Raw genomic sequence first — 15935 nt, forward strand, 5'->3', positions numbered from 1 at the left:
TCCCCTCGCGGCTCATGGACCGGTGCGCGCATCCTCACCCTCCGCAGGTCCCGGCTCGGGGCCGGATTTCACCGACCCCGTCACGGTCAGGTAATCCGACAGGACCTCCGCAGGTTCGCCCCATCTCGAGAGGGTTTTTCGTGCGACCGCCTCGCCGCGTCTGAAGGCACGGGCGCCGACGATGACCACACCGGAGATCGTCAACATGGCGACGATGCCGGCGCCCGTGAGCGACGCCGCGTTCGAACACCGCCTGTCGAGCCCGAGACGGGGCAGGTCGAACCGGAAGGAAGGCATGTGCCCGTAGCTGACGCCGCAGGCCAGGGCCTGCTGTGGGGCCAGCGGCAACATGAGGCACGCGAGGAGCAGCGCGCCGAGAGCGACACGGACTGTGCGTACCGGCACGACGCCGAACCCGCGGCCCCTCATGGGGTCGTCTCCGGGACGGCGCCGCTCGGCGACTTCAGCAGGATCACCCTGGCATGCAACTTCTCGCCTTCCTTCTGGGCCTGATTCGGGTCGGAACGGGCACCTTGCCACCAACGCCAGGCGGCCAGGTCCAGCTGAGCGGACTGCAGGCGGCTCAGGGCGAGCGCCGCGTGCCCGCCGTGCCGGCGCCAGGTGCTCGCCACGGCCCACAGGCGAAGCGCCGGGTCGACCAGGAACGGCACCTCCCGCTCGGTGATGGCCTCACCCACCGCCTCCGGTACGGCGGCTCGCGCGGCCGCTGCCCTCGCACACGCCCCGTTCCGCAACAACATCAGGGCGAGCACGATGAACGGCAGCTGCACGAGCAGCCAGAGGAACGGCGAGACGAGTAGTGTGTCGGCCGGTCCGCCGACCTCGATATGAGGTGCGGCGAGCTTGAAGAGCCAGGGGGACAGCAGTTCGGTGCCCACGGCGCCACCGGCCGCGGCCAGCAGGCCCGCCCCCGCTATGAGCACGCGTTGCCCGCGCCGACGTGCCTGCGCGGCCAGCCCCAGCCCGGCCCCGAGCAGGGCTCCGAACGTCACAGGCCCGCCGACCAGACCAATTGACTGCCGGATCCAGTACTCGAAGCCACCGGTCACGCCGGTGATCCCCCCCAGCAGATCGGCGAGTTGGATGAACCCCACGCTTTCTGTGAAGGCGTATCCGAGTCCGACCGCCGCCCCGAGCACCAAACCGGTCATAGCGTCGGTGACGCGGTGCCGGTACCAGAGCAGCAACAGGATCACACCGGCCGCCGCAGCCAGCTGGCTCACGATCTTCATATGCAACACGAAAAAAGAGAGCATCCGGTACAACGCCCCTGTCAGCCCGCCGAGGCCGGGCGCCTGTGTCCCGGTCGTGAATCCGATGATGGTGCCGACCGCCAGGCTGTTGTAAGCGCGGCCAAGGCCGAACATGATCAGCGCCCCCCAGCCGAACGCGGCCAGCAGCATGCGGATGGGCAACCGGGGAAACCAGTGGAAGAGATAGAGCAGCCACAGGACGAAGGCGCTGCCGGGGACACAGGCGAGAGCGGCCAGTGGGGAGGAGCCGATGACCGTCAGGGGAATCAGGGCGAACGGCCCGAGCATGACCGCCAGGGTCACCCACGTCAGGACGGTGGCCCGGCGACCTTCCGCGAACCTGGCGGTCGTGGCCGGAAACTGCAGTACCACGCCCGCCACGATGCCTGCCAGGACGGTCCAGAAGACTGCCGGCGACATGGAGAGCATCCGGCCGAGCATGCCCGGCAACGGGGGCTGCGGCCAGAAGATCGTCAGCGTTGGCTCGTTCGGCACCGTACGTGGCCGGAACAGGTCAAGAAGCACGTACGCCAGGTAGGCCCCGATGAGCACCCGGGCGATCAGGATCGTGCGGGCTCTGGCCACCTCGTCATCGGACAGGGGGCGGGAAACAGTCGCTGATGCCGGTTCGCCGGTCGCCGGTGCATCGGTCATGGGACGTCCTCCGGGACGGGTTTCGGGACCGGCAGGTCAGGGAGCGACGGCAGGCTCGTCGGGAAGTCTGTGGGGAGGCCCGAGGGCAGGCTCGTCGGGAAGTCTTTCGGGAAGTTCGTGGGGAAGTTCGTCAGAAAGTCTGTGGGAAAGTCCGAGGGCAGGCTCGTCGGGAATCCTGACGGGAAATCCGTGGGGAAACCGCTCGGCAGCCCGGTCGGGAGAGACGGAAACCTCGGAGGTAGTCGAGGGGATTCCGGTTCAGAAATTCCGGTCAGAACGACGGTGAGAGACGCGGCCAGCAGCAATGCGCCGCTGACGGCACCCGCCATTAGAATTCGCGCCTGCCTGTGCGGCACATCGGCTGCGATGTTTTCACCCATAATCTCTGTCGCCCCTGGGTCGCCCGGATCGTGCCGGAGGAATGCTCGATGTGCGTTGTCATGGCGTCACTCGCGGCTACGAAGAAGGAGAGGCCGTTTGGACCCGCCAGGTCACCTGCGGCGCGTAAGCGGAAGGCGGTAGCCGGTCGACCTGTTCGCCGAGGCCTGGGCGCACTGTGACGGCAGCTCAAGGCGATTTTCGCGGACCGTGGAGTAATCCTGTGTGATCCCCTGGATCGGAAGCCGCCACCGTCGAGAATTCTCTCGAATGCCTGTTCCCGGCGAAGGGCGGGAGTGGACGGCGCGGGCGCAGCCGACCTCGTCAAGTGACCAGCGTTCGGTTCCCCGCGTGCCATCCTGCCCTTTTGTGTGTCTTTCTCCCCGGACACAATCGCAGAGTAGTCATATTCTCGCGATTGTCACAAGATTTCACATGTAACTGGATGATATAGGTTGTTGATCACGCATTTTGGGCAATCCGAAAATGGGGAATTGGCATCATCTATCGCGATCGTCGCTGCCCTCGTTTGTCACCGCAGACTCGACAGGAGACGACGTCTAGGCCCGCAGGCGCAGCCCTCTCGGGGTCGGGTGGAACCCGGCGGACTCCAGGGCGGCGCCCAGAGGGGAGTCGTTGATCGCGGTGCCGTCCGCCCGCTCGACGGTCAGCTTGCCCAGGGCGCCGTCGCGCACGGCGAGCGCGAGGGCGTCGACGGCGGGCTGGAGGCGGTCGTCGCCGGAGAAGGACAGCAGGGTCCTGCCGCCGCGCTCGACGTAGAGGACCAGGTGCCCGTCGACGAGCACGACCAGGGATCCGGCCTTCCTGCCGGGCTTGTGGGACACCTCCCCGGGGTGGGCGGGCCACGGCAGGGCCGCCCCGTACGGATTGGCCGGGTCGGCGGCGGCCAGCACCACCGCCCGCCGGGTGTTTCCCTCCGGCCGCTCCGGCTTCCGCGTGCTCCACGGGTCGGGCTCCGGGACCGTGTCCGGCTGGGCGGGCGAGGGGGACGTGGCGCGCATCCGATCGACGGCGCCGGGGAGGGCGAACTGGGCGCCGCCCAGCCCTTCCACGAAGTAGCCCCTGCGGCACCGGCCGCTCTCCTCGAAGGCACGGAGCACCTGGTAGACGGCGGCGAACCCGCCCGGCGGCCGCTCGGCGGTCACCGCGCCCCTGGTCACCACGCCGTGCCGCTCCAGCAGCACCTCGGCCTGGGCGCGGGCGCGCTGGGTGGTGTCCTCCGCGAGGGCGGGCAGCGCCCACCAGCGCCCGCCCACGGTGGGCGGGCCGCTCCTGGTCGGCAGCACCGCCCGCCGTCGCCGGGTCGGGGCCGGGCGGTGCGCGGGGCGCCCCGTCCCGAGGACGGCGCGCAGCGGCGCCAGCGTGTCACCGGTGATCCGGCCCGACCACACCAGATCCCACACGGCGGCGGACAGGGCACGGTCGTCCGGGACGGAACCGGCCAGGAGGGCGCCGACCCGGCCGCCCAGCTCGCGGAAGAACAGCGCGCCCCCGCCGCTCAGAACCTCCAGCACCGCCTCGTGCACCGGCGTCAGGGTGATGTCGCCGGGGTCGGGCATCAGCAGCGGCGCGGTGTCGGCGAAGTAGAGCGACACCCAGCCGTCGCCGCCCGGCAGGGACCCCTGACCCATCCAGATCACCTCGCCGGAGGCCGTCAGCTCGTCCAGGAAAGACGGGTCGTATCCGGGCACCCGCGAGGGCAGGATGAGCGTCTCCAGCGCCGACGCGGGCACCGCCGCGCCCTGCAACTGCTCGATCGCGCCCACCAGCGCGTCGATCGGCGGCCTGCCCCGCTGCGGGGAGCCGGTGACGCCGTGCCAGGCGGGCGCGAAGGCGGCCAGGGTCTCCGGGGAGACCGGCTCCACCTCCTTGCGGAGCCTGGCCAGGGACCTGCGGCGCAGCATCCGCAGCACTCCCGCGTCGCACCACTCCTCGCCCCGGCCACCCGGCCTGAACTCCCCGCTCACCACCCGCCCGGAGGCGGCCAGGCGGCGCAGCGCGTCGGTGACGACCGCGGGGCCGAGGCCGAACCTGGCCGCGGCGGTGCTCGCGAGGAAGGGGGTGCGCGTACGGGCGTGCCGGGCCAGCAGGTCGCCCAGCGGGTCGTCGACCGGCTCCAGGAACGCGTGCGGCACCCCCACGGGCAGCGGCACGCCGAGCGCGTCGCGCAGCCGGGCGGCGTCCTCGATCGCCGCCCACCGCTCCTGCCCCGCCACCCGCACCCTGATGGCCCGCCGGGAGCCCTCCAGCGCGGTCAGCCACGCCGGGTCGCCCTCGCGCACGCCGACGTCCTCGGCCACCAGGGGGCCGTGGGAGCGGAGCAGGTCGGCCAGGTCCTCGGCGTCGCGCAGCGGCCGGTCGAGCCGGGCCAGCTCCCGCTCGGTGTCGGTGATCACGTCGAGGTCGAGCAGCTCGCGCAGGTCCGCCTGGCCCAGCAACTCGGCCAGCAGGCTCGTGTCGAGCGCGAGGGCCTGGGCACGGCGCTCGGCCAGCGGGGCGTCCCCCTCGTACATGAACGCGCCGATGTAGTTGAACAGCAGCGACGCCGCGAACGGCGACGCCTTGTCGGTCTCGACCTCCACCAGCCGGACCCGCCGTGCCTCGATGTCGCGCATCAGCCGGACCAGCCCCGGCACGTCGAACACGTCCTGGAGGCACTCGCGCATCGTCTCCAGCACCACGGGGAACGACCCGTAGCGGCCCGCCACGTTCAGCAGGTGGGAGGCGCGCTGCCGCTGCTGCCAGAGCGGCGACCGCCTGCCCGGCACGCGGCGCGGCAGCAGCAGGGACCGCCCCGCGCACTCGCGGAACCGCGCCGCGAACAGCGCCGAGCCGCCCAGCTCCTCGGTGACGATCCGCTCGATCTCGTCCGCGTCGAAGACCGCGACATCGGACGGGGGGTCGGAGAGCGTGTCGGGGATACGCAGCACGATCCCGTCGTCGGAGTGCACGGCCTGCACGTCGACGCCGTAGCGCTCCCGCAGCCGCCGCCCGATCGCCAGCGCCCACGGCGCGTGCACCCGCGCCCCGTACGGGGAGTGCACCACCACCCGCCAGTCGCCCAGCTCGTCGTGGAAGCGCTCGACCAGCAACGTCCTGTCGTCCGGCACGTAACCGGTCGCCTGCCGCTGCTCCGCCAGGTAGGAGAGCAGGTTGGCGGCGGCGAACTCGTCCAGCCCCGCCGCCCTGATCCGCTTCAGGGCGACCTCCCGTGCCGCGTTCCCCGCTCCCGCTTCCCCGTGTCCCGCTTCTCCGCGTCCCGCCTTCGTGTTCCCCGCTTCCCCGTTTCCCGTCCCCGGGTTCCCGGCTTCTCCGCGTCCCGCTCCCGTGACTCCCGCTTTCGCCTCACCCGTCCTCGCGCCTCGGGTGCCCCCGCCTCCCGCCTCGGCGTCCGCGCCCGCCGCCGACATCTCGCGGAGGAACGCGCCGATGGCCCTCCCCAGCTCCGCCGGCCGCCCGGCGGTGTCGCCGTGCCAGAACGGGAGCTTTCCCGGCTGGCCGGGGGCCGGTGTGACCAGCACCCGATCGGCCGTGATCTCCTCGATCCGCCAGGAGGTCGCGCCCAGCACGAACACGTCCCCGGCCCGCGACTCGTAGACCATCTCCTCGTCCAGCTCACCCACCCGGGAGGACTTCTCCCCGACCAGGAACACGCCGAACAGCCCCCGGTCGGGAATCGTGCCGCCGTTGGTGACCGCCAGCCGCTGGGCCCCGGGACGGCCCCGCAGGGTGCCGGTCACCCGGTCCCAGACGATGCGCGGCCGCAGCTCGGCGAACTCCTCGCTCGGGTAGCGCCCGGCGAGCATGTCGAGCGTCGCCTCCAGCGCGCTCCTGGGCAACGTCCGGTAGGGGGCGGCTCGCCGCACGACCTCCTCCAGCTCGTCGACCGTCCATTCGTCCAGCGCGGTCATCGCCACGATCTGCTGGGCGAGCACGTCGAGAGGGTTGCGCGGGTAGCGCAGGTCCTCGATCTCCCCGCTTCTCATCCGCTCGGCCACCACGGCCGTCTGGACCAGGTCCCCCCGGTACTTGGGGAAGATCACGCCGCGCGAGACGGCTCCCACCTGGTGCCCGGCCCGGCCGATCCGCTGCAGCCCGCTCGCCACGCTCGGCGGCGCCCCGACGCAGGCCACCAGGTCGACCGCGCCCATGTCGATGCCGAGTTCCAGGCTGGAGGTCGCGACCACGGCGGGCAGCCGCCCGGACTTGAGCGCCTCCTCGATCTGGGAGCGCTCCTCCTTCGACACCGAACCGTGGTGGGCCCTCACGATCTCCGGGACGACCCCCTTGGCCGCGCCGGCCTGCGCCATCATCGCCGCCGGGGTGGAGGCGGAGGCCGGCGGCCCGGGGAACCCCTCGGCCCAGTGCACCGGATCCGCCTCCGCGCTCTCCCCGGCGCGTTCCCCGCCGTCCTCCCGCCGCTCCCACGCCAGCTCGTTGAGGCGGGTGCACAGCCTCTCGGCCAGCCGCCGGGAGTTGGCGAACACGATCGTGGAGTTGTGGCTCCGGATCAGCTCGAACAGTCGCTCCTCCACATGCGGCCAGATCGACCGCCTGGCCGGGGTCTCGGTCAGCCAGCGGTCGTCGTCGGGGGCGGGGGAGGCGGGAGGCGTGTCGAGCTCGGTCATGTCCTCGATCGGGACGACCACCTCGACCTCGATCTCCTTGTCGGAAGGCGGCTGGACCACGGTCGCCGGGCGCGCCCCGCCCAGGAAGGCGGCCACCTCGCTCACCGGCCGCACGGTCGCCGACAGGCCGATCCGCTGGGCGGGCCGGGGCAGGAGGGTGTCGAGCCGCTCCAGGCTGAGGGCCAGGTGCGCGCCGCGCTTGGTGGCCGCCACCGCGTGCACCTCGTCGACGATGACCGTCTCCACGCCGCGCAACGCCTCGCGGGCCTGGCTGGTGAGCAGCAGGAACAGCGACTCGGGGGTGGTGATCAGGATGTCGGACGGCCTGGTCGCGAACCGGCGCCGCTCCTCGGGGGAGGTGTCGCCGGACCGGATCGCCACCGAGATGTCCGGCACCGGGAGACCGAGCCGCCGCGCGGTCTGCCCCAGCCCGGCCAGCGGCGCCCGGAGGTTGCGCTCGACGTCGACCGCCAGGGCCTTGAGCGGCGACACGTACAGGACCCGGCACCGCCTCACCGGCTCGCCGTCCCCCCGCGAACGCCTCCGCCCGCCTCGGGTGCCCGCACCGCCCGCCGTGTCCGTATCCGCCGAACTCCCGCCGTCCGTCGAGCCCGCGCGGGTGCCCGGGACGCCCGTGACGGCGCCGCCCGCCGGGGTGTCCGCGCTCGCGATGGCGCCTCCGGCGCCTGAGGGGGAGCCGGGAGCGGAGGAGGCGAGCCGGTCAAGCGACCACAGGAAGGCGGCGAGCGTCTTGCCGGAGCCGGTGGGCGCGACCACCAGGGTGTTGTCACCCCGGGCGATCGCCGCCCACGCCCCCTCCTGCGCGGCCGTCGGCGCGGCGAACGCCCCGGTGAACCAGTCTCTGGTCATCCGGGTGAAGTGGTCGAGCGCTCCGCCCGCGCCCGTCGTCTCACTCATCGTCGCCCCCTGACTCCCGGTCCGGCCGACCAACCGGGTCACCGCCCATACTGCACGGCACCACCGACAGAACCCGCCACCGCCGACCGGCGGACGGGAGCGGACGGCCCGTGCGTCACCTGCGGATAAATGATCCACCGATCTCGCGGCCGGACCTCGGGAGACCGCGCCCCGAGGCGTTCCCGAGGCCTCGCCACCGGGACATGACGTCCGGGATAGGTTGGCTCCCTGTCGTCACGGACATGGCTTTGACGAACACACGACGCATTGAGTGGTGAGCTAACGGTGAGCATCGACCATCAGGCCATCGAGGCGACACGTGAGCGGATCAAGGCGGAGCACCTCAGGGCACACCGCCCGCCGAGCAGCGCGAGGGGGCTGCACCACTTCGCGCTGATCTCCTCCGACGTCGAGACGACGATCGCGTTCTATCAGGACCTCCTGGAGTTCCCGCTCACGGAGATCTTCGAGAACCGTGACTACCGGGGATCGAACCACTTCTTCTTCGACATCGGCAACGGCAACCTCCTCGCCTTCTTCGACTTCCCCGGCCTGGACCTCGGCCCCTACAAAGAGGTCCTCGGCGGGCTCCACCACGTCGCGATCTCCGTCGATCCCTCCACGTGGGAGCGCCTGCGGGGCAAGCTGGAGGCGGCGGGCGTGCCGCACACGGTCGAGAGCGGCGCGTCCATCTACTTCGCCGACCCCGACGGGGCCCGCCTGGAGCTGCTCGCCGACCCCCTCGGCGAGATGTACGGCTCCCGCGTGCTCTGACGACTCCGTACCCGACCTCCCCGGCCGTCCGGGCTCCCATCTGCGGCGGTCCTTCCCCCGTACGTCTCCCGTCCCCGTCCCGGTCCCGTCGGGCCGTGGGACCTGGACGCGGGGCGGCCGACGGCCCGGAGTCGTGCCGGGACGGGCCATGGCACACCGGAGTGGATCCATACTTGGGGCATGCGCCTGTCGGAATTCTGGAAGCGGATGAAGTCACACTTCGGCGACCAGTACGCCGATTCGTGGGCCCGCGACTACGTCATCGCCGATCTCGGCGGCCGGACCGTGATCCAGGCACTGGCCGAAGGCGTCGGGACCAAGGAGGTCTGGCGCGCCGTGTGCGGGGTGACCGACGTCTCGCCCAGGCTCCGCTGAGGGCCGATGAGCCCGAGGGGGCCGGTGAGCCCGGAGAGGAACGCGAAGATCCGAGGAGTACCCGAAAGTCCGGGGACCGGGGAGCCGGGGAGTACGTGAGAGCCCGGAGTGCCGGAGTGAAGCCCGAAGGTTTTCCGGGGTTGGGGCGAAGCCCCGGCCGGGGAGACCGGGGGAGGGCCGGTCAGGACGGCCCCGGGAGCGGGGCGAGGAGCTTCTCCACCGAGTCGGCCGCGTGCGCGGGATCGTCGGCGCTCTCCTCGCCGTCCGGTGACCACAGGAACAGCCAGCCGTCCCTGACCGGGGTGGCGAAGACGATGGTCTGCCGGAGGCTGTCCGGATGCCATACCCACAGCACCGGGGCGGTGCCGCCGAGGGTGCGGCTCGCCAGCCCCCGTTGTCGCAGTTCGGTGGCGAGGGAATCGAGATGGGCTAGGCGTTGCTGCGTGAACGCGTTGGGCACGTTGGGCACCTCGGGTCGTTTCCCCTCAGGATCACCCCAGGTCAGCCTGGTTACAACAGGCCCAAGGTAATTCTCGGAAATGTCGCCTCCCGGATGGGTTCCGTACTCTTCGGGGCGGTGACCCGCCGGTCGTGCCCGGTCATGCGCGGGGGCCTCCGTGGTGGTTCGCGACTCCCGTAACCCGTGGTGCCAACGGGCGGCGATCGAACAGTCGTTCGGCTATATTGAACAGGCCGTCGCTCCTGGCGTGCCCTCCCGAAATTGTCGGCGGCACCCCGTAGCTTTCTGGCAACCGATCCAACCCGCGACCCTTCAGGGGGCTCCCATGGCAGCTAACGACCGCGAAAAGGCGCTTGAGACCGCACTCGCTCAGATCGAGCGTCAGTTCGGCAAGGGCTCCGTCATGCGCCTGGGCGATGAGGTCCGTGCGCCCATCGAAGTGATCCCGACCGGCTCCATCGCGCTCGACGTGGCCCTCGGCATCGGCGGCTTCCCGCGCGGCCGCGTCGTCGAGGTCTACGGTCCCGAGTCCTCGGGCAAGACCACGGTCGCCCTGCACGCGGTGGCCAACGCCCAGCGCGGTGGCGGCATCGCCGCGTTCATCGACGCCGAGCACGCGCTCGACCCGGAGTACGCCCAGAAGCTGGGCGTCGACACCGACGCGCTGCTCGTCTCCCAGCCCGACACCGGGGAGCAGGCGCTGGAGATCGCCGACATGCTGATCCGGTCCGGCGCCGTCGACCTGCTGGTCATCGACTCGGTCGCGGCCCTGGTGCCCAAGGCCGAGATCGAGGGCGAGATGGGCGACAGCCACGTCGGTCTCCAGGCCCGCCTGATGTCCCAGGCGCTGCGCAAGATCGCCGGCGCGCTCAACAACACCGGCACCACCGCGATCTTCATCAACCAGCTCCGCGAGAAGATCGGCGTCATGTTCGGCTCGCCCGAGACCACGACCGGTGGAAAGGCGCTGAAGTTCTACGCCTCGGTCCGTCTCGACATCCGCCGCATCGAGACGCTGAAGGACGGCACCGACGCTGTCGGCAACCGCACCCGGGTGAAGGTCGTCAAGAACAAGATGGCCCCGCCCTTCCGCGTGGCCGACTTCGACATTCTCTACGGCATCGGCATCTCCCGCGAGGGTGGCCTGATCGACATGGGTGTCGAGCACGGCTTCGTCCGCAAGTCCGGCGCCTGGTACACCTACGAGGGCGACCAGCTCGGCCAGGGCAAGGAGAACGCGCGAAACTTCCTCAAGAGCCACCCGGACATGGCGAACGAGATCGAGAAGAAGATCAAGGAGAAGCTCGGCGTCGGCCCGCGCGTCGACAACCCGGCCACCCCGTCGCCCGCCCCCGCGGCCTCGGCTCCGGCCGCCGCGTCGGGCCGCGCGTCCGGTGCGGCCGCGGCTCCCGCCGCGTCCGGTCGTGGTGCCAAGGCCGCCGCCGCCCCCAAGCCGGGTGACGCCTGAATCCGGGCTGATCGATGACGACGGGACCTGACTCCGGTCCGGCCGGCGAGGCCGGGCCGAGAGACTGGGGTGCCTGGCCCGACGAACCTCGGGCGGGCTCACCGGGCAGGCGTGGGCGCGGGCGCGACTACGGTCCGTCCGTCCCGGAAGGAGGGTTCCGCGAGGAGATCGCGGAACCTGCGGATGACGCGCCGCGAGGCCGGAAGAAGCGTGCCTCCCGGCGTGGCGGGCGGCGGTCCGGGGATGCCTCCCCCGGCTTCCTGCCTGACGGACCGGATGGATCCGATGGATCCGACGGACTCGGTGGATCCGGCGGGTCGGCCGAGGGGGCTCCGGCGAGCCGGAGGTCCGGGGCCGATCCGCAGGCGGTGGCGCGAGGCATCTGCCTGCGGCTGCTGACCATGGCGCCGCGCACCCGAGCTCAGCTCGCGGAGGCGCTGCGCAAGCGCGAGGTGCCCCAGGAGGCGGCGGACGCCGTGCTGGACCGCTTCTCCGAGGTCGGGCTCATCGACGACGAGGCGTTCGCCGCCGCGTGGGTGAGTTCGCGCCACGCCGGGCGGGGGCTCGCCAGAAAGGCCCTCGCCTCGGAGCTCCGCCACCGAGGGGTGGACAAGGAGACCGTGAATGAGGCGGTGGATCAGCTCGACCCCGAGGAGGAGGCGGAGACCGCCCGTCGCCTTGTGCGACGCAAGCTCTCTTCGACCCGGGGCCTGGAGCCCGCGGTCAGGACCCGCAGACTGGCGGGCATGCTCGCCCGTAAGGGATACGGTCCGGGCCTGGCGTTTCGCGTCATCCGCGAAGTGCTGGAGGACGAGGGGGCGGAAACATCGCCATTCGCGGAGGATCCGGGCTATCCCCTCGACTAGTTCAAAGCGGCTTGACAGCGGGTCTTTGCTTGCTCGTTACCTCTCTGACGCTTAATCTCAACGGCAGTGAGGAGTTACTCCGCGCAGCGCGGATTGTCATAGCGGTGTAATACGGACAAGCAGGCTTGACGGATGAGGACGGGACGACGGACCGGCGGGAACAGCCGGTGGGTGATCCCCTCTGGGTTCACCACTGTCCCGACAGCGCCGCCTCTTGGGCTTTCCGTGCCGTGCGTGTGACCCCTCGTGTGCCTGATATTTGCGACGCGAGGAAGGTGAGGCGCGCATGGATCCGGTCGTGGTCGTCATGTTGGTAGTGGCGGTTGTGGCTCTCGCCGTGATGACAGCCGTGCTGGTCGTGTTGCTGCGTCGCATCGGTGGAGTCGGGGCGGTGCCGAAGGGCCCCACCCCCGAGCAGGAGGCCGAGGCCGAGGCCCACCTGGAGGAGGCCAGGCGCGAGGCCGCCGACATCCGGGCGAAGGCCCAGGACGAGGCCGGAGAGCTCCTGCGCAGGTCGGAGACGGCGGTCGAGGCGGCGGCCGAGATGCGCAAGGAGGCCGAGGCCGAGGGCAAGATCCTGAAGTACGAGCTCAAGGAGCTCCGGTCCGACCTCGAACGCAGGGAGAACCGGCTGGCCGAGCGGGAGCAGCGCCTCGACGAGGAGGCCAGGCGCCAGGCCGACCGGGCCCGCAAGCTCGCCGAGACGGAGACCGAGCTGGCCGACCGCCGCGAGGATCTCGAACGGGTAGCCGAGGAGCGCAAGGCCATCCTGGAACGGGTGTCCGGGCTCACCAGCGACCAGGCCAGGGCCGAGCTGGTCCGGGAGATCGAGAACCAGGCCAAGCGCGAGGCCGCGCTGATCATCAGGGAGATCGAGGGCGAGGCCCGTAAGGAGGGCGAGAAGCGCGCCACCAAGATCGTCACATTGGCGGTCCAGCGGGTGGCCACCGAACAGACCGCCGAGTCCGTGGTGAGCGTCCTGCACCTGCCGGGCGACGAGATGAAGGGGCGCATCATCGGCCGTGAGGGTCGCAACATCCGCGCCTTCGAGTCGACCACCGGCGTCAACCTGATCATCGACGACACGCCGGAAGCCGTGTTGCTGTCGTGCTTCGACCCGGTCCGCCGCGAGACCGCGCGGCTGACCCTGGAGAAACTCGTCCTCGACGGCCGTATCCATCCGCAGCGCATCGAGGAGGCCCACGAGCGCAGCAAAGCCGAGGTCCAGGAGCTGTGCGTGCGCGCGGGCGAGGACGCCCTGGTGGAGCTCGGCATCACCGACATGCATCCCGAGCTGGTCACCCTCCTCGGTCAGCTCCGTTACCGCACTTCCTACGGGCAGAACGTGCTCGGCCACCTCATCGAGTCCGCCCACATCGCCGGAATCATGGCGGCCGAGCTGCGGCTCGACACGACGCTGCTCAAGCGCTGCACGCTCCTGCATGACATCGGCAAGGCGCTCACCCATGAGGTCGAGGGCAGCCACGCGCTCATCGGCGCCGAGATCGCCAGACGGTATGGCGAGCACGAGGATGTCGTCCACGCCATCGAGGCCCACCACAACGAGGTCGAGGTCAAGACCGTCGAGGCCGTCCTCACCCAGGCCGCCGACGCGATCAGCGGCAGCCGCCCCGGCGCCCGCCGCGAGTCGCTGGAGGCCTACGTCAAGCGATTGGAGCGCCTTGAGGAGATCGCCACCTCCTACGAGGGCGTCGAGAAGGTCTTCGCGATGCAGGCGGGGCGGGAGATCAGGGTCATGGTGAAGCCCGACGCGGTCGACGACATCCAGGCCCAGGTGATCGCCCGCGACGTCGCCAAGCAGGTCGAGGAGGAGCTCACCTACCCCGGCCAGATCCGCATCACGGTCGTCCGCGAATCGCGGGCCACCGAGTTCGCCCGCTGAACCCGCCGAACCCGTCGAACCTGCTGAACCCGCCGAACCCGTCGAATTCACCGGATCCACCGAACCCGCCGAATCCACCGCACTCGCAGAGCCGGGCGCCCTCACCGAAGCAGGCGGCCTCGTCGAACCCACTGACCCCGCCTCACCGGTGAGCCCGCCGAACCGGGCGAGCTCGTTCGATCGCCCGGCACGCCGATCCGTCCAGCCCGTTCCCTCCTTCGGGCCTTCAGGGGCGCAGCCCCTCGTCCGGCAGTCCGGTCCCGGTCTTTCGCTCAGGAGTGGAAGATCTGCTGGTAGAAGGCGAGCTCGGTGGCCAGGGCCGCGCTGCGGGTCTCGGCGCGGCGGAAGCCGTGGGCCTCGCCCTCGAACGTGAGGTAGGTGCAGGGAACGCCGCGTTCGGCGAGAGCGTCGACGAAGGCCTGCGACTGCGCCGGAGGGACCACCGGGTCGGACAGGCCCTGCAGGAGCAGCATGGGACAGCTCACCCCCGCCACCCGGCCGACGGGCTCGCGCGAGGCGTACAGGGCGGGGTCCTCCGGGCCGATCAGCCACTCGATGTAGCGTGACTCGAAGTCGTGGGTGGTCGCGCTGAAGTTGGCGAGCGCGCTCACGCCGTAGTAGGAGACGCCCCCGGCGAACGTGTCGGACGCGCAGCAGGCCGCCATCACCGTCCATCCGCCCGCGCTGCCGCCCCGGATCGCGATCCGCGCCGGGTCGCCCAGCCCTTCCGCCGCGAGCCACTCGGCGCCGGCGATCGAGTCCTCGACGTCGACCACGCCCCACTGGCCGCGCAGCCGCTCGCGGTAGACGCGGCCGTAACCGGTGGAACCGCCGTAGTTGACGTCGAGCACGCCGATGCCCCTGCTGGTGAAGAACGCCTTCTCCAGGTCGAGCGCGCCGACGCTGTGCCCGGTGGGCCCGCCGTGCACGAACACGACGTACGGGGCGGGGCCCTCGCCGCGCGCCACGGGGTTGGACGGCGGATAGAGGAAGGCGTGCACCTCGCGCCCGAACCGGGTCTCGAACTCCACGGGCCTGGCGAGTGGCAGGTAGCCGGGGTCGGGCAGCTCGTTGACGTCCCGGCGGAGCTCCTCCACCCGCTCGGTCACGGTGTCGACCCTGACGATCGACCGGGGCAGCGCCGGGCCGTACCCGATCCCGACCAGGGTGTGCCCGTCGGTGGCCAGCACCGCGTCCCAGCCCTTGTAGGGCACGTCCAGGTCGCTCAGCACGCCACTGTCCGGGTCGAAGACCCCCAGCCGCAGGTCGCCCCGCCCGTGCAGGACCGCGAGGCTCCCGTCGGCCATCGGCGCGTACGGCACCGCGCCGAGCTGCCACAGCGGACCCGCGAACTCCTGCTCCGCCGGGTAGAGCGCTCTCGGTGAGGTGCCGTATATCCCGACCAGGTAGAGGTTCCACCAGCCCGACCAGTCGGAGATCAGGTAGAGGCTCTGCCCGTCGCGCCACCGCGGGGCGAGCACCGACTCGGAGGTGCCGCCCTTGACCTTCCAGGAGGTGTCGTCGGCCAACCGGGAGATCCACAGCTCGGTGCCGTTCCACGGCATCCGGGGGTGGTCCCAGCAGATGAAGGCCAGGTGCTCGCCGTCGGGGGAGATGGTGGGGGCGGCGTAGAAGTCGTGGCCGCCGGCCCGCTCGCGCGGCTCGCCCTCGCCGGACAGCGGGATGGACACGATCGACCGGCTCACCCGGCCGTCGTCGTGGCGCTCCCTGACGCACCAGACCTGCCCGTCGTGGACGACCAGGTCCGCGTAGCGCAGGGCCGTCGGCTCCTCGGGCTCCGGCGTGAGCGGCCGGGGCTCGCCGCCGGTGGGCAGCAGGTAGAGCCGCTGGTCGGCGAAGTTCGTGAACACCACACCCTCGCCGGGCACCACCGCGTACGACCGTCCGCCGTACTCGTGGACCCTGGTCCTGGCGCTCCACGGCGCGCTCAGCAGCTCGCGCTGGGCGCCGTCGGCGCTCCGGTGCACGATGGTGGTCCGCCCGCCCTCGGCGGGACGGTCCTCGGTCCACCAGACCTCCTCGCCGAGCACCGTCGGATATCCGAGGCGCAGCCCGGAACGGGCGACGTCGGAGGTGGAGACCGGCGACGGCCAGGTGGCGTACGGCAGGACGACCTGCTCGGGGGACATGGCGCAATCCTGCCCGATAACCCGCCGCGTGTCGCCGGTATCACGCTCGCGTCACCCGAGATATAC

Annotated in this window: 10 protein-coding genes; 5 read left to right on the top strand and 5 right to left on the bottom strand. The window is 71.2% G+C overall.

Annotated elements, in window-relative coordinates; genetic code table 11:
• Nucleotides 1-12 precede the first annotated feature (12 nt).
• The 3 genes from OG587_RS18440 to OG587_RS18450 all read right to left on the bottom strand — a co-directional run bounded on the left by OG587_RS18440 (nucleotide 13) and on the right by OG587_RS18450 (nucleotide 7873).
• Nucleotides 13-351, bottom strand: coding sequence for a hypothetical protein (locus OG587_RS18440; protein WP_329091892.1), 339 nt, complete (start codon nucleotides 349-351; stop codon nucleotides 13-15).
• A gap of 74 nt (nucleotides 352-425) precedes the next feature.
• The gene (locus OG587_RS18445) at nucleotides 426-1928 is read right to left on the bottom strand and encodes a PrsW family glutamic-type intramembrane protease (RefSeq protein ID WP_329091894.1); all 1503 of its coding nucleotides are present in this window, start codon (nucleotides 1926-1928) and stop codon (nucleotides 426-428) included.
• A 938-nt stretch (nucleotides 1929-2866) separates the two neighbouring features.
• Nucleotides 2867-7873 (bottom strand): ATP-dependent helicase, encoded by a 5007-nt coding sequence (locus tag OG587_RS18450; RefSeq protein ID WP_329091896.1) that lies wholly within the window; start codon nucleotides 7871-7873, stop codon nucleotides 2867-2869.
• A gap of 285 nt (nucleotides 7874-8158) precedes the next feature.
• On the opposite strand from OG587_RS18450, the gene OG587_RS18455 reads away from it, so the two are divergent.
• Both OG587_RS18455 and OG587_RS18460 read left to right on the top strand, forming a co-directional pair.
• Nucleotides 8159-8647, top strand: a complete 489-nt coding sequence (locus OG587_RS18455; protein ID WP_329091898.1) for a VOC family protein — start codon at nucleotides 8159-8161, stop codon at nucleotides 8645-8647.
• Between the two features lie 180 nt (nucleotides 8648-8827).
• A complete protein-coding gene (locus tag OG587_RS18460) occupies nucleotides 8828-9022 on the top strand; it encodes a DUF3046 domain-containing protein (RefSeq protein ID WP_329091901.1) in 195 nt (64 codons plus the stop codon).
• A 181-nt stretch (nucleotides 9023-9203) separates the two neighbouring features.
• On the opposite strand, the gene OG587_RS18465 is transcribed toward OG587_RS18460, so the two are convergent.
• Entirely contained in the window at nucleotides 9204-9482 is a 279-nt protein-coding gene (locus tag OG587_RS18465; protein ID WP_329091903.1) for a hypothetical protein, read from the bottom strand.
• 325 nt (nucleotides 9483-9807) lie between these two features.
• On the opposite strand from OG587_RS18465, the gene recA reads away from it, so the two are divergent.
• The 3 genes from recA (at nucleotide 9808) to rny (ending at nucleotide 13719) form a co-directional block, all read left to right on the top strand.
• Nucleotides 9808-10950 (top strand): recombinase RecA, encoded by a 1143-nt coding sequence (recA, locus tag OG587_RS18470; protein WP_329091905.1) that lies wholly within the window; start codon nucleotides 9808-9810, stop codon nucleotides 10948-10950.
• Nucleotides 10951-10964: 14 nt separating this feature from the next.
• Nucleotides 10965-11816: a recombination regulator RecX gene (gene recX, locus OG587_RS18475; RefSeq protein WP_329091907.1), complete on the top strand. Its 852-nt coding sequence runs from the start codon at nucleotides 10965-10967 to the stop codon at nucleotides 11814-11816.
• 286 nt (nucleotides 11817-12102) lie between these two features.
• Nucleotides 12103-13719 (top strand): ribonuclease Y, encoded by a 1617-nt coding sequence (rny, locus tag OG587_RS18480; protein ID WP_329091909.1) that lies wholly within the window; start codon nucleotides 12103-12105, stop codon nucleotides 13717-13719.
• A 272-nt stretch (nucleotides 13720-13991) separates the two neighbouring features.
• Here rny and OG587_RS18485 read toward each other — a convergent pair whose 3' ends face one another.
• A complete protein-coding gene (locus tag OG587_RS18485) occupies nucleotides 13992-15869 on the bottom strand; it encodes a S9 family peptidase (RefSeq protein WP_329091911.1) in 1878 nt (625 codons plus the stop codon).
• Nucleotides 15870-15935: the final 66 nt, after the last annotated feature.

It is taken from the genome of Streptosporangium sp. NBC_01469, from assembly GCF_036227305.1.
Lineage (GTDB): Bacteria > Actinomycetota > Actinomycetes > Streptosporangiales > Streptosporangiaceae > Streptosporangium.